The 23953-nt window shown below is 37.4% G+C and carries 15 protein-coding genes and 4 tRNA genes; 8 read left to right on the top strand and 11 right to left on the bottom strand.

Annotation, left to right across the window (positions count from 1 at the left end):
- Positions 1-136: 136 nt before the first annotated feature.
- The 5 genes from AC5YC8_RS04520 to AC5YC8_RS04500 are packed head-to-tail and all read left to right on the top strand — an operon-like array spanning position 137 to position 8854.
- The gene (locus AC5YC8_RS04520) at positions 137-3337 is read left to right on the top strand and encodes a LysM peptidoglycan-binding domain-containing protein (protein WP_496163711.1); all 3201 of its coding nucleotides are present in this window, start codon (positions 137-139) and stop codon (positions 3335-3337) included.
- Positions 3338-3397: 60 nt separating this feature from the next.
- Complete coding sequence (locus AC5YC8_RS04515; RefSeq protein ID WP_496163909.1) at positions 3398-5191, top strand: extracellular solute-binding protein; 1794 nt, start codon at positions 3398-3400, stop codon at positions 5189-5191.
- Between the two features lie 21 nt (positions 5192-5212).
- Positions 5213-6280 carry a microcin C ABC transporter permease YejB gene (locus AC5YC8_RS04510; RefSeq protein WP_496163710.1) on the top strand — a complete coding sequence of 356 codons (1068 nt, stop codon included), beginning with the start codon at positions 5213-5215 and terminating at the stop codon, positions 6278-6280.
- On the top strand, positions 6280-7293 hold the full coding sequence (locus AC5YC8_RS04505) for an ABC transporter permease (RefSeq protein ID WP_496163709.1): 1014 nt from the start codon (positions 6280-6282) through the stop codon (positions 7291-7293). The genes AC5YC8_RS04510 and AC5YC8_RS04505 overlap by 1 nt, the downstream gene beginning before the upstream one ends.
- Entirely contained in the window at positions 7268-8854 is a 1587-nt protein-coding gene (locus AC5YC8_RS04500; RefSeq protein ID WP_496163708.1) for an ABC transporter ATP-binding protein, read from the top strand. Before AC5YC8_RS04505 ends, AC5YC8_RS04500 begins: the two co-directional genes overlap by 26 nt.
- 4 nt (positions 8855-8858) lie before the next feature.
- On the opposite strand, the gene AC5YC8_RS04495 is transcribed toward AC5YC8_RS04500, so the two are convergent.
- The 11 genes from AC5YC8_RS04495 to argG all read right to left on the bottom strand — a co-directional run bounded on the left by AC5YC8_RS04495 (position 8859) and on the right by argG (position 19646).
- A complete protein-coding gene (locus tag AC5YC8_RS04495) occupies positions 8859-9560 on the bottom strand; it encodes a glutathione binding-like protein (RefSeq protein WP_496117091.1) in 702 nt (233 codons plus the stop codon).
- A gap of 126 nt (positions 9561-9686) precedes the next feature.
- Positions 9687-9762, bottom strand: a tRNA-Glu gene (locus tag AC5YC8_RS04490).
- 46 nt (positions 9763-9808) lie between these two features.
- Positions 9809-9884: transfer RNA gene (locus AC5YC8_RS04485), tRNA-Glu, on the bottom strand.
- Positions 9885-9908: 24 nt separating this feature from the next.
- A tRNA-Glu gene (locus AC5YC8_RS04480) sits at positions 9909-9984 on the bottom strand.
- Positions 9985-10211: 227 nt separating this feature from the next.
- Entirely contained in the window at positions 10212-11627 is a 1416-nt protein-coding gene (locus tag AC5YC8_RS04475; protein WP_496117089.1) for an amino acid permease, read from the bottom strand.
- A 109-nt stretch (positions 11628-11736) separates the two neighbouring features.
- Positions 11737-11812, bottom strand: a tRNA-Glu gene (locus AC5YC8_RS04470).
- 206 nt (positions 11813-12018) lie between these two features.
- Positions 12019-13449, bottom strand: a complete 1431-nt coding sequence (locus AC5YC8_RS04465) for an amino acid permease (protein ID WP_496163707.1) — start codon at positions 13447-13449, stop codon at positions 12019-12021.
- A 144-nt stretch (positions 13450-13593) separates the two neighbouring features.
- A complete protein-coding gene (locus AC5YC8_RS04460; RefSeq protein WP_496163706.1) occupies positions 13594-16104 on the bottom strand; it encodes a TonB-dependent receptor plug domain-containing protein in 2511 nt (836 codons plus the stop codon).
- A gap of 239 nt (positions 16105-16343) precedes the next feature.
- Positions 16344-17003, bottom strand: coding sequence for a ribonuclease T (gene rnt, locus AC5YC8_RS04455; protein ID WP_496117083.1), 660 nt, complete (start codon positions 17001-17003; stop codon positions 16344-16346).
- Positions 16988-18022 carry a dihydroorotase gene (gene pyrC / locus AC5YC8_RS04450; RefSeq protein ID WP_496163705.1) on the bottom strand — a complete coding sequence of 345 codons (1035 nt, stop codon included), beginning with the start codon at positions 18020-18022 and terminating at the stop codon, positions 16988-16990. Before pyrC ends, rnt begins: the two co-directional genes overlap by 16 nt.
- A 280-nt stretch (positions 18023-18302) precedes the next feature.
- Positions 18303-19646, bottom strand: coding sequence for an argininosuccinate synthase (gene argG / locus AC5YC8_RS04445; protein WP_496163704.1), 1344 nt, complete (start codon positions 19644-19646; stop codon positions 18303-18305).
- Positions 19647-20233: 587 nt separating this feature from the next.
- Between argG and lldP the strand changes: the two genes are divergently transcribed.
- Genes lldP through lldD form a run of 3 tightly spaced genes read left to right on the top strand, consistent with a single transcriptional unit; the run spans position 20234 to position 23827 of the window.
- Positions 20234-21904 (top strand): L-lactate permease, encoded by a 1671-nt coding sequence (lldP, locus tag AC5YC8_RS04440; RefSeq protein ID WP_496163703.1) that lies wholly within the window; start codon positions 20234-20236, stop codon positions 21902-21904.
- 20 nt (positions 21905-21924) lie between these two features.
- The gene (gene lldR / locus AC5YC8_RS04435) at positions 21925-22668 is read left to right on the top strand and encodes a transcriptional regulator LldR (protein WP_496117075.1); all 744 of its coding nucleotides are present in this window, start codon (positions 21925-21927) and stop codon (positions 22666-22668) included.
- A 4-nt stretch (positions 22669-22672) separates the two neighbouring features.
- Positions 22673-23827, top strand: a complete 1155-nt coding sequence (gene lldD, locus AC5YC8_RS04430) for an FMN-dependent L-lactate dehydrogenase LldD (RefSeq protein ID WP_496163702.1) — start codon at positions 22673-22675, stop codon at positions 23825-23827.
- Positions 23828-23953: the final 126 nt, after the last annotated feature.

Genomic DNA, 23953 nt, shown 5'->3' with positions numbered 1-23953 from the left:
AAGTCTTTTAAATCTTAATTTTTTAATTTCTTGTAACATTTATGCATAAATAGCATTAAATTATAGCCTTGTGTCGCAGAGATGCTTCACTACAATGTCTATATTAAAAATAATTTATACGATGTTTGGATTTCTTATGTATAAACCAACCACACTCATGTGGCAACCGACAGTACCATCAATATTTAAAATTACAGCAGTTGGATCTGCACTTGTTGCTTTAGGATTAATGACAGGATGTGCATCCTCTCAAAGTGCAAGTGGGTCATCTAAATCAAAACAATTAGGTGGCGGTTATTTAGATGCAAATAGTTTAGATTCATTAGAAGATTTGTTATCTGCAACAGATATGCGTGCAGTAGAAGGTGACCGCTTACTTATTTTAAAACATGGTGATGTTTGGAAGCGCATGAGCGTTGGTTATAAAATGGATACAGACCAATGGAATCCACGAATCGATGCACAGCGTAGTTGGTTTATGTCGCGTCAGCCGTATATTGATCGCTTGAGCGCACGTGCTTCACGTTATTTATATCATACAGTTAAAGAAGCTGAACGTCGTGGGATTCCTACAGAGCTTGCTTTACTTCCAATTATTGAAAGTTCATATGATCCAGCAGCAACAAGTAGTGCAGCTGCAGCAGGCTTGTGGCAGTTTATTCCAAGCACGGGTCGTATTTATGGTTTAAAACAAACAAGTATGTATGATGGTCGACGTGATGTTGTTGAATCTACACGTGCAGCATACGAATTTTTAAGTGGTTTATATAATCAGTTTGGTTCATGGGAGCTTGCTTTAGCCGCTTACAATGCAGGCCCTGGACGTGTTCAGCAAGCTATTAATCGTAATAAAGCTGCAGGCTTACCTACAGATTATTGGTCATTGAAACTACCACAAGAAACAATGTATTACGTGCCTCGTTTTATGGCTGTGGCACAAATTGTTAAAAATCCACATAAATATGGTGTGAGTTTACCGCCAATTGCAAACCGTCCACACTTTAGAGAAGTGAGTGTAGGTACTGCAAATTTAAATGATATCTCTGCATTAACAGGATTAAGTAGAGCAGAGCTATATGCACTGAATCCAGGGCATCGTGGTGAGCGTATTGATAGTGAAAGCCCAATGCGTATTTTAATTCCAGCGGACGTGAGTCCATCAGTCGATGCGAAATTAAAAAAACTAAGTGGCACGAGTTCATCTTCAAGTACGTGGTTAGCATCGTCAAATAAGAATACATCTACTACTGTTTCTCCTACTAAGCCAACCCCACCAGCTTTACAAACTTCAGTTGCATCCAAAACTTCGGTGGCAAAAGTTGCAACGCCTGTGGCAACAGCACCAGTATTAACAGCAAGTAGCAAAGTTTCAACGCCTTTAGCCGTTACACCAAGAGGATCAAATGCCTTGGCATCATTTGCTAATAATGCAGATATTCCAAGTGCACCACGTATTCCTGTTGCTGTTACACCTGCGGTGAATGTAAAGCAAGTGAATCTTGAGCCACCAATTTCAGCAGCTGAGCGTGAAAAAATCACAGCAGCATTAAAAGCTGAAGAATCGACTCAAAAAATTGATGATGTTCTTAAACCTGTTGCATCACAAGCTGAGCAAGATCAAGTGATCGCGGAACTTAAACGCCTTGCACCTGCGGGAACAGAAATTGTAGATCCGTATGATGGAAAAATTAAGTTAACAGCAATTCAGACGAGTTTATCTGTTGCAGAGCAAGAAGGGAAAGAGTTAACGAAAGGTTTCTCATATCCAAAAGCAGTAGCGGATAATACAAAACCAGATTCAGAAGATGCAAAACGTAATGCTGGTAAAAATTATATTAAAACGGATTCTGAAGTTGTTGTTGTAGCACCTAAAGGTAAACGCAGCACATATAATGTGATTTCGGGTGACACATTAGCGACAATTGCATTAAAAAATGGTGTGAATTGGCGTGATGTTGCAAAATGGAACCAAATTGATCCAAACGCAACTTTATATGCGGGTACAACAATTTATTTGTACGATGCTAAACCTGTTGAAGAAGCGAAACCGAAACAGCCAGAGGTCTATACGGTTCAAGCCAATGATTCTTTAACTTCGGTTGCAGCCCAGTTTGGTTTAAGCGTAAAACAACTTGCAGATTTTAATGATTTAACGACGACAAGTAACTTGCGTGTTGGTCAAAAACTATCTTTAAAAGATGATGGTGCTAAACGTGCAACAGCAAAAATTAAGACAAAAACATATACAGTTAAACGTGGTGAGTATTTAAAACTGATTGCAGATCGTTATGCATTGTCGAATCAGGAATTAGCAGATTTAACGACGGGTTTAACATCGAGCAGTAACTTAATGGTAGGACAAAAAATTAATGTCCCAATCAATGAAGTTGCTTCTAATGATAAAGCGGATGATAAATCAACAAATGTTAAGGGTGAATCTGTAACATCTACGCCAAGCTATAAAGTTGAGAATTATACCGTTCAGCGTGGTGATACTTTGTATAGCATTGCTTCGCAGTCCAAAATTAGTCTTGCTGAGTTGGCAGGTTTAAATAACATTGCGCTAAATAAAGGCTTACAAGCAGGGCAAACATTAAAAGTTCCAGCGGGTAGCAATGTTCCTGATACTTATACCGTGCAATCAGGGGATTCTTTATCTGCAATTTCAAATAAGTATGATTTAGAAATTGATTATATTGCTAATGTGAATGGTATTAACCGTAATACCAATTTACGTGTTGGTCAAAAGTTGAAATTGACAGGTGATGAGCCGAAGTCAACAACGAAAGCATCAAGTAAAGTTGAAACTGCATCTTCGAAGAAGCCTGAAACCTATGTGGTTCAATCAGGTGATACCTTAAGTAGTGTTGCACGTAAGTTTGATTTACAAATTGCTGAATTAGCCGATTTTAACGACTTAAGTGCAAATGCAGGTTTACGTGTTGGTCAACGCTTAAAGCTTGACGGTGAGCGTGCAATATCGAAAGTCGATACGTCAAGTGCAGAGTCAGCTAAGAAAAACTCAGCATCATCTAAGAACACCGAAAAATATACAGTGAAGTCAGGTGAGTCTTTAAATGCGATTGCAAATCGTGTGGGGATGAGTGTTTCTGAGCTTGCAGCTTTAAATGATTTAAGTCCAAAAGCAGGGTTGCGTGTAGGACAGTCAATTAATATTCCTAAATTAGTAGTGTCTTATACGGTAAAACGTGGTGATACTTTAATTGGGCTTGCAAATCGTTATAGTACGGATACAAAAACGCTGGCTGAAATGAATGATATGCAACCAAGTGCTGCACTTCGTATTGGACAGGTGATTAAAGTTCCAAATATGTAAAGGAAGTCCATCTATATGGCACAACATTGGCTAAAACATTTATGTTTTGCTACGAGTCTGATGATTTTGACTCAATATGGGTGGTCTGCATTGCAGACCACTTCTTATATTGCCATACATAATCAGCCAAAATATGCAGGCTTATCGGCAATGCCTTATGCAAATCCTCATGCACCTAAAGGGGGGTATATTAGCCTCTCGGGGAAAGAAACCTTCGATAACTTAAATGCTATGAATGGTAAGGGGAGCGCTGTAGAGGGAATCGATTATGTTTTCGATTCATTGATGAAAAGTTCAATGGATGAGCCGGGAGTGATGTATCCATTACTTGCGGAAAAAGTGACTTTTGATCCTAAGCAGACTCAATATGTGATTTATCATTTAAACCCTAAAGCAAAATTTAGTGATGGTAGTCCGCTTACAGCTGTAGATGTGAAATTTACTTTTGATACTTATCAAACAAAGTCGAATCCGGGTTTGCAAATGTATATTGCAGATTTGGCAAAAACAGAAGTGTTGTCGAAACATCAAGTGAAGATGACCTTTAAATCTGCAAGTAATTCAGAAATGCCTCTAATTTTGGCATCGCTTCCTATTTACTCTAAAAATGATTGGCAGAAACGAGATTTTACGAAGCTCACGATGCAACCTATTTTGGGTTCAGGGCCTTATATTATTGATCATATTGATGCAGGGCGAAGTATTCGTTATAAGCGGAATCCGAACTATTGGGCAAAAGATATTGCTGTAAATAAAGGTCGATATAATTTTGACCATATTAAATATGTCTATTACCGCAATTTAGATGTGGCGTTTGAGGGATTTAAATCGGGGCAATACACATACCATGAAGAATACATGGCACGTAAATGGGTAACCGGTTATCAATTTCCTGCGGTAAAAGCAGGTATGGTGATACAAAAAGTATTTAAGCATCAAAATCCCATTACCACGCAGAGTTTTGTATTTAATACGCGAAAAAAACCATTTAATGATATACGTTTTCGCCAAGCATTAAGTTACGCCTATGATTTTGAATGGCAAAACAAAGCTTTGTTTTATGGGCAATATAAGCGTTTACCGAGCTATTTTTCTAATAGTGAGCTTGAAGCGAAGGGTGTGCCATCACCTGCGGAAATGAATATCTTAAAACCAATGCTTGCAAAATTGGATCCAATTCAAAAGCAGGGTGTTTTGAATGTTTGGAAAGCTCCCGTTTCCGATGCAAGTGGCTTTAATCGAAATAATTTATTAAAAGCACGTGAATTACTTTTAAAAGCAGGTTATCGCTATAAAAATGGGGTGCTATTAGGCCATTCAGGTCAGCCGATCCAATTTGAGTTTTTAATATTCCAAGACAGTTTACAACGGACATTGATGCCTTATGTGCGTAACTTAAAACGCTTGGGAATTACTGTGAATGTTCGACAAATTGATGTGCCTCAATATATTGAGCGTATGCGTCGTTTTGACTTTGATATGACTACAAATGCTATGCCACAGTCATTAAATCCAGGCAATGAACAAGCACAATTTTGGGGGAGTAAAGCCGCCAATGAGACTGGAAACTATAATTATGCTGGTATTAGAAATCCTGTGATTGATGAAGCGATTCAACTTGTGATTAATGCGCCAAATCGAGAGCAATTGATTATTCGCACCAAAGTTTTAGACCGTTTATTGCGTTCTGGTTATTATCAAATTTTGACTTATGGTAAAGGTGAAAACTGGTTGGCATATTGGAATATGTACGAACAACCTAAAATAAAACCAAAATTAAATATAGGTTTCGATTATTGGTGGAGTAATCCTGAAAAAGCCAAGAAAGTGACACAGTATTTGCGTAAGCAGTAAAAGTCGAATTGGGGAGCATATATGGGTAGCTATATTTTAAAACGACTGTTACTGATTATTCCGACGCTTTTTTTTATTTTATTGATTAATTTTGTGGTTATTCAAATCGCGCCTGGTGGCCCTGTTGAGCAAGCTATTCAAAAAGCAGAGTCATTTCAAGGTATGGGAAATACATCTACAGGTGAAACTGCTTCACAGTCGAGTACATATCAAGGAACAAAAGGGCTAAGCGATGAAATGGTGAAAAAAATCGAAGCACAATATGGTTTCGATAAGCCTGCACCTGAGCGCTTTTGGATGATGTTAAAAAGTTATATGCAGTTTGATTTTGGCACGAGTTTTTTTAAAGATAAACCTGTCACTCAACTGTTGTGGGAAAAGCTACCAGTATCGTTGTCTTTGGGCTTGTGGAGTACTTTGCTCATTTATTTAATTTCCATTCCTCTAGGTATTAAAAAAGCCAAACAACACGGGATGCTATTCGATAAATCGACCTCTATGTTATTGGCAATTGGTTATGCCATTCCTGCTTTTGCTTTTGCTTTATTGCTTATTGTATTTTTTGCAGGTGGAACATATTTGCAATGGTTTCCTTTGCAAGGTTTAGTGTCTGAAAACTTTCAACAATTAGGTTTCTTTGAAAAAATTACCGATTATTTTTGGCATATGACTTTGCCTTTATTGGCAATGGTGATTGGTGGTTTTGTAGGCTTAACTTACTTAACGAAATATTCTTTTATGGAAGAGTTAAGTAAGCAATATGTACTCGCTGCTCGTTCGAAAGGATTAACTGAACGCCGTGTGTTGTATGGGCATGTATTTCGCAATGCTATGCTTATTGTTATTGCAGGCTTACCTGAAGCACTCATTGGTATCTTTTTTGTGGGTAACCTATTTATTGAAATTATTTTCAATCTAGACGGTTTGGGGTTGTTGGGATTTGAGGCAATTGTTCAGCGAGATTATCCTGTTATTTTTGGTACGCTGTTTTTATTTACCTTATTAGGGTTATTGTTGCGCTTGTTGAGTGATGTACTTTATCAAGTGATTGATCCGAGAATTAATTTTGAATCTAGAGGAGATCGTTAATGTCTCCTTTAATGTGTGAACGTATTGCTAAATTTAAAGCCAATAAGTTGGGTTTTAGCTGCCTTATAATGTTCTTAGTGATTTTCCTCTTTTCACTTTGTGCCGAGTTCATCGCAAATGATAAGCCATTACTTGTGAAATATGATGAATCCTATTATTTCCCTGTATTTAAAGATTATCCTGAAACTACATTTGGTGGGATATTTGAGACAGAGACAGAATATAAAGATCCTGTAGTAAAAGAGTTAATTGCTGAAAACGGCTGGGCTATATGGCCCATTATTAAGTTTTCTTATCAGTCACCTAATTTGGATTTGGCAGTACCTGTACCATCTCCACCTACGGCACAAAATTGGTTGGGCACAGATGATCAAGGTCGTGATGTACTTGCCCGTATTTTGTATGGTTTAAGAGTATCGCTATTATTTGGTTTTGCTTTGACCTTTGCTTCTGCAATTTTGGGTATTATTGTGGGGGCAATTCAAGGCTATTACGGTGGATGGATCGACTTAATCGGTCAGCGCATTTTAGAAGTGTGGGGCGGTTTACCTATGCTATTCATGGTGATGATTTTAGTCAGTATGTTTAGCCCAAGTATTTATTGGCTCTTTGTCATTATGTTGCTATTTGGATGGACTGCTTTAGTAGGACTTGTTCGGGCAGAGTTTTTACGTGCCCGAAATTTTGATTATGTACGTTCTGCACGAAGCTTAGGGGTAAATGATCGAACGATTATGTTTAGACATATTTTACCCAATGCTATGAGCTCAAGTTTGTCTCAATTACCGCTTATGCTCACTGCAAATATTACGGCTTTAACTGCATTGGATTTTCTAGGTTATGGTTTGCCACCAGGAACAGCATCTTTGGGCGAGTTATTACTACAAGGTAAAAATAATTTAACAGCACCTTGGCTTGCACTTTCGGGCTTTTTTACCCTGGCTATTGTGTTATCACTTTTAATTTATATTGGAGAGGCGACTCGCGATGCATTTGATCCAAGACGTCAATAATTCTCCATGCTTGTTACAAGTTGAACATTTAAAGATTCAACGTCAAGAGCATATTTTGGTTGAAGATCTGAACTTTAAGCTTCATGCAGGAAAAACTTTAGCCATAGTGGGGGAAAGCGGTTCAGGCAAGTCGATTAGTAGTTTAGCTCTTTTAGGATTGTTATCTTCAAGTTTAGATGTTTCTGGAAAGGTCATTTTTGAAAAGCAGAATCTTTTAGAGTTATCGGATACGCAATTTAGAAATATTCGTGGCAAAAAAATTGCGATGATTTTTCAAGAACCGATGACTGCCTTGAATCCATTACACACAGTGGAAAAGATCATTGGTGAAACTCTGCTTCTGAATGGATTAGGTAAAGAACAGGTTAAATCACGTGTTTTAGAGCTATTAGACGATGTTGGTATACCTAAGCCTATAGAAAAGCTAAAACGCTACCCACATGAGCTTTCAGGTGGTCAAAGGCAACGTGTCATGATTGCGATGGCATTGGCTCAAGATCCTGAAATTTTAATTGCCGATGAGCCCACGACTGCTTTAGATGTTAGTTTACAAGCCCAGATTTTAAATTTACTAAAATCGTTACAACAATCACGCAATATGGCGATGATTTTAATTAGTCATGATTTAAATCTAGTACATCGATATGCTGATGATGTTGTGGTGATGAATCAAGGTCAAGTAGAAGAGCAAAACTCGGTAGAACAAATATTTAACTTTCCACAAACATGGTATACCCAGACACTACTCGAACAAAATTTTGGTCAAGCTCTAAAAGTTGAAGCACAGAATGAGTTACTGCTGTTAAACCGTTTGGAGGTCAAGTTTCCGATTAAACAAGGCTTACTTAATCGTGTGAAAGATTATGTAACTGCTGTAGAGGCTTTGGATTTAACGGTTTTACAAGGTGAGTCGATTGGAGTAGTTGGGGAAAGTGGTTCAGGTAAAAGTTCATTAGCCTTGGCAGTGGCTCGCCTAATTGAAAGTGAAGGGCAAATACATTTACTTGGACATGATTTAAATGTACTTAAAGAAAAACAATTACGCCCTTTGCGTGAATATTTTCAGATCGTTTTTCAAGATCCTTTCAGTAGTTTAAATCCACGTTTAAATGTAGAGCAAATTATATCTGAAGGGTTATATCTAAAAAAAATGTCCGCTACAGACATTTTACAGCGTGTTGATCAGGCTTTAGAAAAAGTTGAATTGCCTGTTTCTTTTAAGTCCCGTTATCCACATGAGCTATCTGGTGGGCAAAGACAGCGTATTGCATTGGCGCGAGCTTTGGTTTTAAGGCCTAAATTGCTTATTTTGGATGAGCCTACATCTGCATTAGATAGAACCACTCAAAAAGCTGTAGTGGAGCTTCTACGACGCTTACAGCGTGAAGAAGGTATGAGCTATATCTTTATTAGCCATGATTTAAAAGTTGTGCGTGCATTATGTCAGAAAGTGCTTGTTTTACATCATGCTCAAGTGATGGAGTTTCAAGAAACAGAACAATTATTTAGTCAGCCTAAAACTGAATATACACGTGAGTTAATTGCTGCAAGTCAGTATTAAATAATCACCAAGATGATTTCCAATAATCATTAAACACCTTTTGAGACCATTGACCTTTTTTTAGGCTTCTTTGAAAAGCAGGACGTTGATTAATGTTTTCAAGATAAGCCTCAATATGAGGGAAACTATTACAAGACTCTAAGGTAGTGACATAAGTAAGAACAGGAAACCACAGTAATATATCTGCGATGGTGAATTGATCTCCTGCAAACCAGTGATGTTTTGCTAAATGAAGATCAATCGCTTGTATATGTTGTTTGAGTACGGGATTCAAATAAGCTTGATCAAAAGCATATTTTATTATTTTAGGAACAAGTCTGAATAAGAAAGGCGATTGAATCATAATTTGATGAAATACTTGCTTTAAAACTAAATCAGGTAGTAATGTCGCTTCAGAGAAATTTTTCCAATAGTAATAATGATGATTGTGATTATGCAGTTGCATGTTGTTATTCGTGTTTTGTGAATAAAAAATTAAATATTCCATAATTGCTGTGGATTCTTTCAAAATAAATTTTTCTTGTTGATTTGTAATTTGAACAGTTGGAAATTTTGCTGTTATATCTAATTTTTTGAGTTGTTCGAATCCCAAATCATTTACGTGTGTAGTACACAGGGTAATTTCATATTCTAATTTAAGTTCTTCTAATAACCATATTATTCGTTGAGATCTAGAGTTGGGTAAATGAAATAATTGAATGTGCATAATGATAAATCTCTGTTTTATTTATTATTCAAAAATAGTGCATACCATGTAAATAAAAATATAGGCAAAAAAAAGCCCAAGTCTTAAATGCTTGGGCTTTTTTATAAGATGTTTCCATCTTGAATGTGGCGTCCCTACGGGGATTCGAACCCCGGTTACCGCCGTGAAAGGGCGATGTCCTAGGCCTCTAGACGATAGGGACAGTACAGAAGATAAATTTTAAAACCGTTACTTTGTACTTTAAGTAATGGCGTCCCTACGGGGATTCGAACCCCGGTTACCGCCGTGAAAGGGCGATGTCCTAGGCCTCTAGACGATAGGGACTTAATAAAATGTACTTCTGAAAATTGGCGTCCCTACGGGGATTCGAACCCCGGTTACCGCCGTGAAAGGGCGATGTCCTAGGCCTCTAGACGATAGGGACGTTTCAGAGGTGGGCGTATATTAGGGTGAAATGAGTAGGGTGTCAAACGCTTTTCTATAAAATAAATGTGTAATGTAATCGAATGGATAATTTATCGGCATTATTGAGTTTAAATATACCAAAAAGGCTAAAAATTGAAAAAAAGAAAGAAATTTAAGCTTTAAAAAGTTTTTAATATTATTTTGAGTGTTATAAAAAAGAGCAACTGACGTTGCTCTTTTTCACTGTTATTCAGACTTATTGTGGTAAAGCGTATAGTAACTTACGTAACAAAGACCAATAAATGCTAAACAGCCAAAGAAACTGATTTGCAATGATGGATCAAAGACCATGCTTACACAGGTAATAAAGCAGAATATAAAACCTAAAATTGGCACTATTGGGAAAAATGGGGCAGCAAAGCCTAATTCTTCTTTTGTGCGTCCTGATTTATACCATTCACGTCGGAAATTGAATTGGCTTAAGCAAATGCTCATCCAAACGACTACCATTGTAAATGCTGCAATACCAAGTAAATTTGTGAAAATTGTTTCAGGCGCAAATTGTTCAGAAAGTAAACCTGGTAAACCACCAATCATGGTCACAATAACAGCCACATATGGAATACCTCGTTTATTCACTTTTGAAAATACAGCAGGAAGCTGTTTTTTATATGAAAGTGACCACATCATACGAGATGCTGCAAATAAACCAGAGTTTGCAGCAGATAATAGTGCCGTAATAATTACGAAACGAATAATATCTTCTGCATAAGGAATACCAATGTGCTGGAATACTGTTACGAATGGACTGCTACTTACACCTTCCGCATTTAAACCCGCTTCTTGATGAGGTAGTAGTGAGGTTACAACAATAATTGTACCTACAAAGAAAATTAATAAGCGGAAAATAGCAGTATTAATTGCTTTAGGCACATTTTTCGCAGGGTCTTTAGTTTCACCTGCAGCAACACCAATTAACTCTGTACCTGAAAAGGCAAAGTTAACAATAAGCATTGTTGTGAAAATAGGGAATAGACCTTCAGGGAAAAAGCCTTGAGCGGTTAAGTTTGTGAAAAGAGGAGCTGATTCAAAACCGCGATAATCAAGTAGACCAAAAATTGCGAGTAAACCTAAAAGAATAAAAGCAACAACGGTAATAACTTTAATTAGAGCTAGCCAAAATTCAGATTCAGCAAACCATTTGGTTGAAATCATGTTGAGAGTAAACACGAAAACACCAAAAATAAGTGTCCACATCCACATTGAACTGTCAGGGAACCATTCCTGCATTAAAAGTGCAGCAGCGGTAAATTCAGTTCCAAGGGTTACTGACCATGTTAGCCAATATAACCATGTGATGGTATAGCCTGTGCCTGGTCCAATATAGCGTTTTGCATAAGCGCCAAAAGAACCTGATTCAGGCATGTGTACGGCAAGCTCTCCTAAGCATAGCATTACCATATATGCGATAATACCACCTAGGAAATAAGCAATAATGGCACCTACTGGCCCCGTTTGTGCAATGACTTCACCCGACCCTAAAAATAGGCCTGTTCCGATTGCACCGCCAAGTGAAATCATAACAAGATGTCGAGTACTCATAGCGCGTTTTAAAGGCGCAGAATTGCCCTGATGCGAAGCATCATTCGGAGATGAGTGCATAGGATTTTAGAAAGTAGATAAAAGAAGCGATCCATTGTAGTGAAAAACTACAAATCTGCAATTAAATTATAAGAATTTTGTATAACGAGTGATCGCATGATGCGATATATGGCGTCCCTACGGGGATTCGAACCCCGGTTACCGCCGTGAAAGGGCGATGTCCTAGGCCTCTAGACGATAGGGACGTTTTGAGGTGATGGCTATATTATGGGGTTTTAAACAGAGTGTCAAACGACAAACCTCGTTATTTGGCTAAAAATAATCTGTTTGTATAATTTTTGGTAAATATTTTAAAAGTGAATTAATTTATATGTTTATTTAGACTAGTAGATAAGCAGTTTTTTTAGTTTTTTTTTGAAAAAAGCGCAATTCGAAAATTGCGCTTAATATTTTAAACTTTCTTATGATATAGCCCATAATATGCGACATAGCATAGACTCATAAAAATTAGGCAACCAATAAAGCCTGAAAGCATTTCAGGATCTGCAGCCATACTTAAGCCTGTTAATGTGCAACATGCAAAACCTACAATCGGTACAAGTGGAAACAAAGGAGTACGGAATTTTAATTCAGTAATACTGTGACCTTGCTTTAACCATTGGCGACGGAAATTAAATTGACTCCAGCAAATACTCATCCACACAATAACCATGGTAAATGCGGCAACTCCCATGAGGTTTTTAAAGATGACATCTGCACCAAATTGTTCAGATAATAAGCCAGGTAAGCCACCAATCATTGTGACTAAAACAGCTAAAACAGGAATGCCAGATTTAGATAATTTTGAGAAAACTTGAGGTAATTGTTTTTGAGCGGAAAGTGCCCACATCATACGTGATGCGGCATATAAACCTGAGTTTGCAGTCGATAATAATGCAGTAATAATCACAAAACGAATAAAGTCTTCAGCGTATGGAATTCCCATTTGAGTGAATACAGAAACGAAAGGACTACTGCTTAAACCACCATGACCACCGACTTGTAATCCTGTATTGGTGTAGGTCAGTAGTGAACTAATAACAATAATGGTACCTACAAAGAAAATAATTAAACGCCAAACTGCAGCATGGATAGCTTTAGGAACATTTTTTTCTGGATTTTCAGTTTCACCTGCGGCAATACCAATCATCTCTGTACCATTAAATGCAAAGTTTACAATTAATAGTGTTGTGAAAAGAGGAATTAGACCATTAGGTAGCCAACTATGTTCGGTTAAGTTGCTAAAAAGTGGTGCTGATTCATATCCTTGAAATGGAATAACACCAAAAATACAAGCAAAACCAAGAATAATAAATAAAAGTACGGTTGCTACTTTAATAAATGATAACCAAAATTCAGATTCTGCAAATGTACGTGTTGAGCTTAAGTTTGAAATGAGTACGCCAGTTGCAAAAATGAGTGTCCATAACCAGACGGATGTTTGAGGAAACCATTCTTGCATGAGGATTGCTGCTGCTGTGAATTCTGTTCCGAGGGTTGCCGACCAACCTAGCCAGTACATCCAAGAGACCATATAACCTGTACCAGGACCAATATAGTTAGTTGCAAATGCACCAAAAGATCCAGATACAGGGAGATGAACTGCAAGTTCACCTAGGCAGAGCATCACCATATAGGCAATTAAGCCACCAATAATATAGGCAAGCACAGCACCGAGAGGTCCAGCCTGGGAAATAACTTGTCCTGAACCCATAAATAAGCCAGTACCAATTGCACCGCCTAATGACAACATGATTAGGTGACGTGAGGTCATAGCGCGTTTAAGCATAGGGTAGCTATCGTCAGCAGGCTTGTGCTGAGACGATCGAGAGGGAGATTGCATAATTGAGGAGAGGGGTGAAGGGTGTTATTTGAGTATAAGAAACGTTAATAATCACGTAAATCAGGTTTTTCTGATGATGAATGAATAGGTGATTTGAATGAATGATAAAAAAGAAAAGAGCCTAATAAGGCTCTTTAATTCAGATTAAAACTTAAAGGTAATATCGGCAATGAAGCGACGCCCTTCTTCTGAATATAATATACCATCACTGTCGGTCGCTTTGTTATGCTTGTTTAAAATATTATTTACCGTGATACCAAAACTTAGTTGCTGGTCTTTTTTTATAGCCCAATCGTAAGTTAATCGTGCGTCCCAGTTAAATTTGCTCGAAAATTTTTCTGCTGTATAAATGGCAATATCTTTATGTTCACCTACTGTAATTTTTTCAGTTGTTTTCATGTTGTATGTTGTTGGTGAACGATAGTAGAAAAAGTTGTCTAGTTTCCATGGAAGATTAGTTCCTTCAATTAACCAATTCAACCTTGCTGTAAATGGAGCATCTTTAGTTGGTAGTTCTCCGAAAACATAAACCTTGCCATTTAGGTAGACATATTTATCATTATCTGTATCGGTTGAGCTATAACTTGGTGTATATGTATCTTGCTTTACAAAGCTAAGTCCTAGATTTAATTTATGTCGAGTATTTCCAAATCGAAACGGTGTGATATTTGACAAGCTGATAGTATATGTATCTGCTGTACCACCATATTGATTGGTAAAGATACGTGGTGTTGTTGCACTAGTGCGAATTTGGTCATTGAATTCGCGATTGACCCATTTAAAACCTAAGGCAATATTATTAAATTGTGTTCCAACTGCAAATAATTTTTCATCACTATAAGGTGTATTAAGGTCAGTTGGTGCGACACCACCAACATTACTATTAGCTTTGTAAACCCAGCCATAATTATTCTCAGAATCCCAATTAGTATTATAATTGGTTGCTGAGCGAGTTAAATTCCCTCGACCTTCATAACCAGTATAATCAAGTTCTGTATTTAAATAGGTTACACCATAATAGCGATTAAAACCTGTACCGATTTTTAGTAATTCATTTGAAAAGGGTTTGTATTCAAAATAACTGCGAGGAGCAATATTTAAATTAGAAGTTAAGCTTTCATAATCAGCTCGAACACCAAGAATACCTGTAAAATTTTTCCAATTTATTTTGTCTTCTAGAAAAATAGCACCTTTGTCTTGGCGTACATCATACTTTCCAGCTTGATAATACTGGCCAGAGGTGATGTATTGTCCGTCAATGTTATTATTGTTAAGTACTGATGTACATAAAATATCACCGGTAGCACAAACTAAGCCATTTTGCATCTTTCGACCAGTAAATTGCGCATAACTGCTTTCACGTTCTAAAGAGGCTTTATTATGTTGATAGTTAATACCTGTTTTAAATGTGTGTTGTGTTTCTCCCCATTGTAATGGTAAAAAACTTGCTTTGATATCGTAATTTAAACTGCTCTGCATGGTTTTAATGTCGCCACCAACATTACCATCAAATTGTGATGTTGAATTATCTAACCAGTCTTTTGAACCATCTAAACGTGTCCATAGAACATAATAATCTTGTGCTTGTTGACGTTGATATTCGGAATTTCTGTAGTTTAAATTTTGTTCTATTGTTGCTCGATCTAGTTTGTGTGTAGCTCCAATTCTAAAGGTATTGGTTTTTGTAACAAGATTGTAATCTGAATTTATACTACGAGTCATAAATCCATTTTTATCATATTGATAATTTTCAATACCAAATTGGAAGTTATGGTTTTTTGATGGGGTGTAATAAAGTGTAAAACCAATATTCTCATTCTTTTGTTGAGTATCGAGTTCTTTTTTAGGGTTAAATAAACTAGTTAATGGTAAGTCGGAAGTACGGCGGCTAAAAATAGCATTTATGCCAAATTGCTCATTGAGCCGCGTGTATAAGTTAGCGCTAATTCCTTGTGTTACATATTCTTTATGGTATTTATTAGTTGATATTGTTGTCGGGATTTCTTCTGAATCATCATACTCTTGTTGATCTACATAATTGAAACGTGACCAAGCATCAGTTGTATAGTCATAACTCAAAGTACCATGAACTTTACCAATTTCTGATTTTGGGGCACATGTTTTTGCGGAAATAACTCCTCCCATAAAATCACCATGTTCAGCACTGGCATTGCTGTCAATAACTTCTAATTCACAAAGTAGATCAGTATTGATATTGGCTGTTTGTGCTTGGCTAGGTGCACCATATAGATAATTGTCTGCACGACCAACGGGATCTAGAGTGTTGCTAGTATTCACACCATTGACAATAAATTTATTGTCGTAAAATTTTGCACCATTAATAGATATTTTTTCGGGCGAAAGAGATGCTTGATCTGCACTACTTAAAGCATCTCTTTGAAATTGTACATTGGTATTTGTTTTTAAAAACTCGGCAATTGTTTTTTTGCCATTGGGCATATTTTGTAACTGTTCTTTTGTATATATGGTTTTTCCCACTTCATTTTCATTTTCTGCTTTTAATGAAATAGTATTTAAGGTAACTGATGTTTGGGGAGTGTTTTTATCTAATGTGTCTGTTATAGATTCAGCGTAAATTGAAGTGCTAAGAATAGAAAATATAGCAAAGCTAAGCGGGTTACGAGAAAATGACATAGGGGAGAAATAATTAAAATAACAATGAGAGTGATTATCATTAAATAAGTAAACAAAATCAATACAAATGAGAATTATTTACAATATGAAAAACCGATTTTATTTATTGTTTTTTTATGTGGAGCTTGATTTTGTTGTTAGACGTATATAATTAGTACATATAAAAAACCTCCCAAACGATCAATATTTTTTAGATAAAAAACATATTAATAGTTGGGAGGTTTTTAAATTTGGATGGACTATTGCTCTGTAAAAAGCGTATCTGCTAAATGTGGAGCAAGTTTATTCAAAATAAAGCAGAAAAGTTCAGCCGTTTTTTGAGTGTCATAAAGAGCAGAGTGTGCTTCTTTACCATCAAATTCAATACCCGCTTGAATGCAAGATTTTGCAAGAACGGTTTGACCAAACATTACAGCACTTAAAGTAACTGTATCAAACACAGAAAAACTGTGGAATGGGTTTTGGTTTTTTGTTCCTGTACGTGCAATAGCTGCTTGTACAAAACCTAAATCGAAATGTGCATTATGTCCAACTAAAACAGCATGCGTGCAGTTCTGTTGGCGACGTACTTCATTTACAGCTTTAAAAATACGCTTTAATGCAGACTTTTCATCTTCAGCCATTGCAACGCGCATAGGGTTGAATGGATCTATACCAATAAAGTCTAAAGATCTACGGTCTAAATTTGCACCTTCAAATGGGTTAATGTGTGCGTGATACGCTTCACCCGGAACAAATTGACCTTCCGCATTGTAAATAATGGGAATAGCTGCGATTTCTAATAATGCATCGGTCTGTGAATTGAAACCTGCTGTTTCTACATCGACAACAACAGGTAGAAAGCCACGGAAACGCTGACCAATGATTGGTAGAGTTTCGTCTGTCACAATTTTCTCCATTGGATCGTTTTGCCCGCATAAAGAGGGACAATTTTTTCACCATCCAAATAGTCTAAACTTTCAGGGATAATTTGGTCTTCTTTTACCAATGTAATGGTGTTGGCATTGCGTGGAAGACCATAGAAGTCTGCACCGAAATGGCTAGCAAAACCTTCTAATCGATCAATTTTACCAACTTGATCGAAGGCTTGAGCATAAAGTTCAATAGCAGTAGGCGCACTATAACATCCTGCACAACCACATGCATTCTCTTTAGCATTTTTAGAGTGAGGGGCACTGTCCGTTCCTAAGAAAAACTTAGGATTTCCACTTGTTGCCACTTCTAATAGTGTTTGCTGATGTGTTTGGCGCTTTAAAATTGGCAAGCAATAAAAATGTGGTTTAACACCGCCAACAAGCATGTCATTACGATTAAACAATAAGTGCTGAGGTGTAATAGTGGCAGCAACATTACGGTCGTGCTCTAAAACAAAGTTTGCAGCCTCACTTGTTGTAATGTGTTCTAAAACAAGTTTTAAACCAGGAAATTGTTTCATGAGTGGTGAAAGTACTTCATCTAAGAAGCGTTTTTCACGATCAAAAATATCAACATGATTGTGTGTTACTTCGCCATGCAATAGCAATGGAACTTGATGTTTTTCAAGTTGTTCAATAACCGAATAAACTTTGCTAATGTCGCTTACACCGTTATCTGAATTGGTGGTTGCACCAGCAGGATAGAGTTTGATGGCATTTACATGTTCAGATTTCTTAATTTTTAAGATTTCTTTTGGTGATGTTTGATCTGTAAAGTACAGCACCATACGAGGGTCAAATTCAATCCCTTCAGGCACATGTGCCATAATACGACTACGATATGCTTCAGCTTCCTCCACTGTTTTAACGGGTGGAACTAAGTTGGGCATGCAGATTGCACGAGAAAATTGTTTTGCAAGATCGGGTACTGTACGTTCTAAAGCGAGTCCATCACGTAAATGAGCATGCCAATCATCAGGCTGAAGCAAGGTTATCGTATTCAAAATAATTCTTACTAAAAAATAAAATAAATGATAATCGAAATAGGGTTAAATTGGTAACCGCAAAAATGAATAAAGAGATAGATTTAAGTAAATATTTGCTAATTTTTTGAGTGTAATTTAAGCAATTAAAATTTCTTTTGTGTTTGTGATAATTTTTTTATTTTAAAAGAGAAGTTGATGGTTTTGAGATGTGTATATTGGATTTATTTTTAGTGGATTAATAGTAAATCACACATAAAAAAACCGCTCATAGGAGCGGTTTTTTTGACATTAAACAAACTTATTTGTTTTTGTCTTTTAGTTGAGGAACAGCAGAACCTGTACCTACAGCCAATAAACCAGTATTTGTATAAATACCTAATTTAGCGCGAGTATCTGTAATATCCAAGTTGCGCATAGTCAATTGACCAATACGATCCATCGGAGAGAACATTGAATCGCCTTTTTCCATAGTTAAGCGTTCAGCTTCGTATGTGAGGTTTTCAGATTCAGTGTTCATGATTGTGTAATCATTACCACGACGAAGTTCTAAAGTAACTGTACCTGTTACAGCTTTAGCTACCCAGCGTTGAGCAGTTTCACGAAGCATAAGCGCTTGAGAATCGAACCAACGACCTTGGTAAAGAAGACGACCTAAACGTAAACCATTAATACGGTATTGTTCGATTGTATCTTCGTTATGAATACCTGTCACAAGACGCTCGTAAGCGATGTGAAGAAGTGCCATACCCGGAGCTTCGTAAATACCACGAGATTTAGCTTCGATAATACGGTTTTCGATTTGGTCAGACATACCTAAACCATGACGACCACCGATACGGTTCGCTTCAAGAATAAACTCTACTGGATCTTCGATACGTTGACCGTTGATTGCAACAGGGAAACCTTCTTCAAAAGTAATAGATACTTCTTCAGGTTTGATTTCAACTTCGTCGTTCCAGAACGCAACGCCCATGATTGGATCTACGATTTTGATACCCGCATTTAGGTATTCCAGATCTTTTGCTTCGTGAGTTGCACCTAACATGTTTGAATCTGTTGAGTATGCTTTCTCTTTTGACATTTTGTAGTCAAAACCGTTGTCGATGAGGAACTGTGACATTTCTGCACGGCCGCCAAGCTCATCAATAAAGGTTTGATCTAACCAAGGCTTGTAAATTTTAAGCGCAGGGTTAGTTAAAAGACCATAACGGTAGAAACGCTCAATGTCGTTACCTTTATAAGTTGAGCCATCGCCCCAGATGTTTACGTCATCTTCTTTCATTGCTGTAACAAGCATAGTACCTGTTACTGCACGACCTAAAGGTGTTGTGTTGAAGTATGGAACGCCACCTGTAGAAATATGGAACGCGCCACATTGAATTGCAGCAATACCTTCTAATGCAAGTTGTAAGCGGCAATCAACTAAGCGTGCTTTTACAGCGCCATAAGCTTCTGCTTTCTTAGGGATGGCATCGTAGTCATCTTCATCTGGTTGACCTAAGTTTGCTGTATAAGCATAAGGTTCTGCACCTTTTTGTTTCATCCACAAAAGAGCTGCTGAAGTATCTAGACCACCAGAAAAGGCGATACCAACTTTTTTGCCTACTGGTACATTCTGCAAGATAGTTGCATTGTCAGTCATTGTTAATCCTAACTTTCTAAAACAGGCACCATATTTGGTGGCCAAGGAGAATCTTTATCTACATATTGTAGCACCTTTAAAACAGCTTGGATTCGCAAAAAAAAGGAATTTTTAAAAAAATCTAAAGATTTTTTATGAGTGGTGACTTTTATTTTTATGATGTTGTTTATTGAGGATATTTATTATGAGAGGGTTTTATTAAAGAGCGTATTTTAGTAAGCATTGCTCAACAAAAGGTTGAAACTAGTACTAATATTTTACTGAGTTTTTGTTCTTTTTATATGGGTTAGACTAAAGTTTATGACATGTAGTGAGAATAATTACTATTTGAAATAAAATTAATAAAAACAATAATTTGATTTTTTATGCTGTTTGATGAAAGCTGCTATAAAAATAAAAATAGTGCCAATATTGGTATGACCAATAATATAATTTAAATTTAATATTGATCTTAAAAGAAACGGAAATTACCATTGTGGCAAAAATATCCAGTAATAATTCTTAGGTAAACTATTATTGGTCAGACCAATGGCATCGATTGAACGACGTCCATTTTGATTGCAAACACGCAAAAGCATTTCAAGGAGATGACAATGCTTCAAAATTGGCAACAGATTTATGACCCGATGGGCAATATTTGGATTTCAAGTATTGTCGCATTAATTCCAATTGTATTTTTCTTTTTGGCACTTGCTGTTTTTCGTATGAAGGGTAGCGTTGCTGGAACAATTACAGTGGTTTTAGCTTTACTTGTTTCTTTATTTGCGTATGGCATGCCTTCGCAAATGGCTTTCGCTTCACTTGTTTATGGTTTTTTATACGGTTTATGGCCAATTGCATGGATTATTATCGGTGCATTGTTTCTTTATAAAATTTCGGTGAAAACAGGGCAGTTCGATATTATTCGTTCTTCTATTTTATCGATCACGGAAGATCAGCGTTTACAGATGCTATTGGTCGGTTTTGCATTTGGTACTTTCTTAGAAGGTGCAGCAGGCTTTGGTGCGCCAGTTGCAATTACAGCCGCTCTTTTAGTGGGTTTAGGATTTAAACCGTTATATGCCGCAGGATTGTGCTTGATTGTGAATACAGCTCCTGTTGCATTTGGCGCAATGGGTATTCCAATTATTGTTGCGGGTCAGGTTTCTGGTGTAGATACAATGGAAATCAGCCAAATGGTGGGTCGTCAATTACCATTCATGGTGCCAATTGTATTGATTTGGATCATGGCAATTATGGATGGATGGCGCGGTGTTAAAGAAACATGGCCTGCAATTTTTGTGGGTGGTGGGTCGTTTGCACTTGCTCAATATTTAACGTCTAACTTTGTTGGTCCAGAACTTCCAGATATTACAGCGGCAATTGCATCATTAGTAAGTTTAACGATACTTCTTAAGTGTTGGAAACCTAAGCATATCTTCCGTTTTGAAGATCACGATTCTCAGATAGATGTGGCGGTTGCTGAAGCTGCACGTAAAACATATTCAGTAGGTCAAATTGTAAAAGCATGGTCTCCATTTGCTGTGCTTACTGCAATGGTTACTGTGTGGAGTATCAAACCATTTAAGGATTTATTTGTAAAAGGTGGTCCTTTAAATGATTTTGTTATCTCTATTAAAGTGCCATTTTTACATCAAATGATTCAAAAAATGCCACCTGTTGTTGCAGATGTAACTGATTACGATGCTATTTATAAATTTGATTGGTTATCTGCAACAGGTACAGCAATTATGATTGCTGCAATCATCACTATTATTTATTTAAAAATGAAGCCGAGTGATGCTGTAAAAACTTTTGGTGAAACTGTCGGTGAACTTAAAACACCTATTTATTCAATTGGTATGGTGTTGTCATTTGCATTTATTGCGAACTATTCAGGAATGTCTGCAACGCTTGCATTGGCACTTGCACATACAGGTCAAGCATTTACATTCTTCTCACCATTCTTAGGTTGGATTGGCGTGTTCTTAACAGGTTCAGATACATCTGCAAATGCCTTGTTCTCTGCACTTCAAGCAACGACAGCTCAACAAATTGGTGTACCTGAAGTATTACTTGTTGCTGCCAATACGAGTGGTGGCGTAACAGGAAAAATGATTTCTCCTCAATCTATCGCAATTGCATGTGCGGCTGTAGGTCTTGTTGGTAAAGAGTCTGATTTATTCCGTTTTACAGTGAAACACAGTATAACGTTCACTGTGATGATCGGTATTATTATCACTCTACAAGCTTATGTGTTCCCATGGATGATTCCATGATAGGTAATTGAGGATCGTAAATGAAAGTCTCCAACAAAGTTATGCAAAGTCTGCGTTTGTTAATAGAAGAAAACAACATGCAGGTTGGAGAGCGTTTACCTGCTGAACGTAAGTTATGCGAGAAGCTTGGTGTTTCTCGCAGTTCGCTACGCGAAGCAATTCAGCAATTGGTGGCATCTGGCGTATTGGTCAGTAAAGTTGGGGCAGGTAATTATTTACAACAGCTCCCTGTGAATTGGTCACACAATTTAATTGTTGAGCCACTCACAACTTTAATGAATCAAGATCCTGAATATCGAACAGATGTGCAGGAAGCCAGAATGGTGCTTGAAGGTGGGACGGCTTGGTATGCTGCACAACGTGCGACACCAGAAGATCTTGCAAATATTCGTCATTGTTTTGAGCAAATTCATCATTTTCAAACCTTGGGTGATGATGCTCAATCTGCTATTGCTGATGCGAACTTTCATTTAGCTATTGCAGAAGCTTCACATAATTTAGTGCTCATTCAAATGATGCGTGGAATTTTTGACTTATTGCAATACAACGTGATGCTAGGTCGACGTAAAGTTTATAGCACGCCACGCCATTTTGAGCTTTTGTATGACCAACACTTTCAGGTGATGGATGCAATTGAACGCCAAGATCCAGAGGCTGCTCGTAAAGCAGTTTGTGGACACATCGAATTTGTAGTTCAACGGGTACGTATGATTGATGAAGAAGAAGCTCGTCGTCAGCGTGCCAGTCGATTAAATAGGACATAAGATTATGATTATTTCTTCTGCGAACGATTATCGTGAAGCCGCAAGACGTCGTTTGCCACCATTTTTATTCCATTACATCGATGGCGGTGCATACGCGGAATATACTCTAAAGCGTAATGTAGAAGATTTATCAAAAATTGCACTTAGACAGCGTGTACTTAATGACATGTCAGAGCTAAGTCTTGAAACACAATTGTTTGATGAAAATTTATCAATGCCAGTTGCATTATCGCCTGTGGGTTTAACAGGAATGTATGCGCGTCGTGGTGAGGTTCAAGCAGCGGTAGCAGCAGATAAAAAAGGTATTCCATTTACTTTATCTACTGTATCTGTGTGTCCAATTGAAGAAGTTGCACCTGCAATTAACCGTCCAATGTGGTTCCAACTTTATGTACTGCGTGATCGCGGGTTTATGAAAAATGCCTTGGAACGTGCAAAAGCAGCAGGTTGTTCTACATTGGTATTTACGGTGGATATGCCAGTACCAGGTGCACGCTACCGCGATGCACATTCAGGTATGAGTGGTCCAAATGCAGCAATGCGTCGTTATATGCAATCTTGTTTTCACCCACATTGGGCATGGAATGTAGGGATGATGGGGCGTCCGCATGATCTAGGTAATATTTCAAAATACTTAGGTAAACCAACAGGTTTGGAAGACTATATTGGTTGGTTGGGCAATAACTTTGACCCATCAATTTCATGGAAAGACCTAGAATGGATTCGTGAATTTTGGGATGGTCCAATGGTCATTAAAGGGATTTTAGACCCTGAAGATGCCAAAGATGCTGTACGTTTTGGTGCCGATGGTATTGTGGTTTCAAACCATGGTGGTCGTCAGCTGGATGGTGTTTTATCTTCTGCACGTGCATTACCTCCAATTGCCGATGCTGTAAAAGGCGATATTAAAATTCTTGCAGATTCAGGCATTCGTAACGGTTTAGACGTTGTGCGTATGCTTGCGATGGGTGCGGATACTTGTATGTTAGGTCGTGCATTTGTTTATGCTTTAGGTGCAGCAGGCGGTGAAGGCGTAAGTAACTTACTAGAACTGATGGATAAAGAAATGCGTGTTGCAATGACACTCACAGGTGCAAAAACGATTGCTGATATTACATCTGACTGTTTAGTGAAGTTGGATCGTGAGTTAGCAGGTTAAGACCTTACTTTCTACGAACTAGATAATCGTTGCTTTTATTTCGGTAAAAGCAGCGCTGCATTTTTCATTCATTGTATGCATCTTAAAGATGATTGAATGATTTAAAACATATCCCATAAAAGCCTA

It is taken from the genome of Acinetobacter sp. FY731 (assembly GCF_059515905.1).
This window is presented reverse-complemented; position numbering and strand designations above follow the sequence as displayed.

What these genes read in the sequence shown, in the direction of transcription:
- AC5YC8_RS04520 (WP_496163711.1), top strand. Translation starts at nt 137, where the DNA reads ATGTATAAACCAACCACACTCATGTGGCAACCGACAGTACCATCAATA.
- AC5YC8_RS04515 (WP_496163909.1), top strand. Translation starts at nt 3,398, where the DNA reads ATGATTTTGACTCAATATGGGTGGTCTGCATTGCAGACCACTTCTTAT.
- AC5YC8_RS04510 (WP_496163710.1), top strand. Translation starts at nt 5,213, where the DNA reads ATGGGTAGCTATATTTTAAAACGACTGTTACTGATTATTCCGACGCTT.
- AC5YC8_RS04505 (WP_496163709.1), top strand. Translation starts at nt 6,280, where the DNA reads ATGTCTCCTTTAATGTGTGAACGTATTGCTAAATTTAAAGCCAATAAG.
- AC5YC8_RS04500 (WP_496163708.1), top strand. Translation starts at nt 7,268, where the DNA reads ATGCATTTGATCCAAGACGTCAATAATTCTCCATGCTTGTTACAAGTT.
- AC5YC8_RS04495 (WP_496117091.1), bottom strand. Translation starts at nt 9,560, where the DNA reads ATGCACATTCAATTATTTCATTTACCCAACTCTAGATCTCAACGAATA.
- AC5YC8_RS04475 (WP_496117089.1), bottom strand. Translation starts at nt 11,627, where the DNA reads ATGCACTCATCTCCGAATGATGCTTCGCATCAGGGCAATTCTGCGCCT.
- AC5YC8_RS04465 (WP_496163707.1), bottom strand. Translation starts at nt 13,449, where the DNA reads ATGCAATCTCCCTCTCGATCGTCTCAGCACAAGCCTGCTGACGATAGC.
- AC5YC8_RS04460 (WP_496163706.1), bottom strand. Translation starts at nt 16,104, where the DNA reads ATGTCATTTTCTCGTAACCCGCTTAGCTTTGCTATATTTTCTATTCTT.
- rnt (WP_496117083.1), bottom strand. Translation starts at nt 17,003, where the DNA reads ATGGAGAAAATTGTGACAGACGAAACTCTACCAATCATTGGTCAGCGT.
- argG (WP_496163704.1), bottom strand. Translation starts at nt 19,646, where the DNA reads ATGACTGACAATGCAACTATCTTGCAGAATGTACCAGTAGGCAAAAAA.
- lldP (WP_496163703.1), top strand. Translation starts at nt 20,234, where the DNA reads ATGACAATGCTTCAAAATTGGCAACAGATTTATGACCCGATGGGCAAT.
- lldR (WP_496117075.1), top strand. Translation starts at nt 21,925, where the DNA reads ATGAAAGTCTCCAACAAAGTTATGCAAAGTCTGCGTTTGTTAATAGAA.
- lldD (WP_496163702.1), top strand. Translation starts at nt 22,673, where the DNA reads ATGATTATTTCTTCTGCGAACGATTATCGTGAAGCCGCAAGACGTCGT.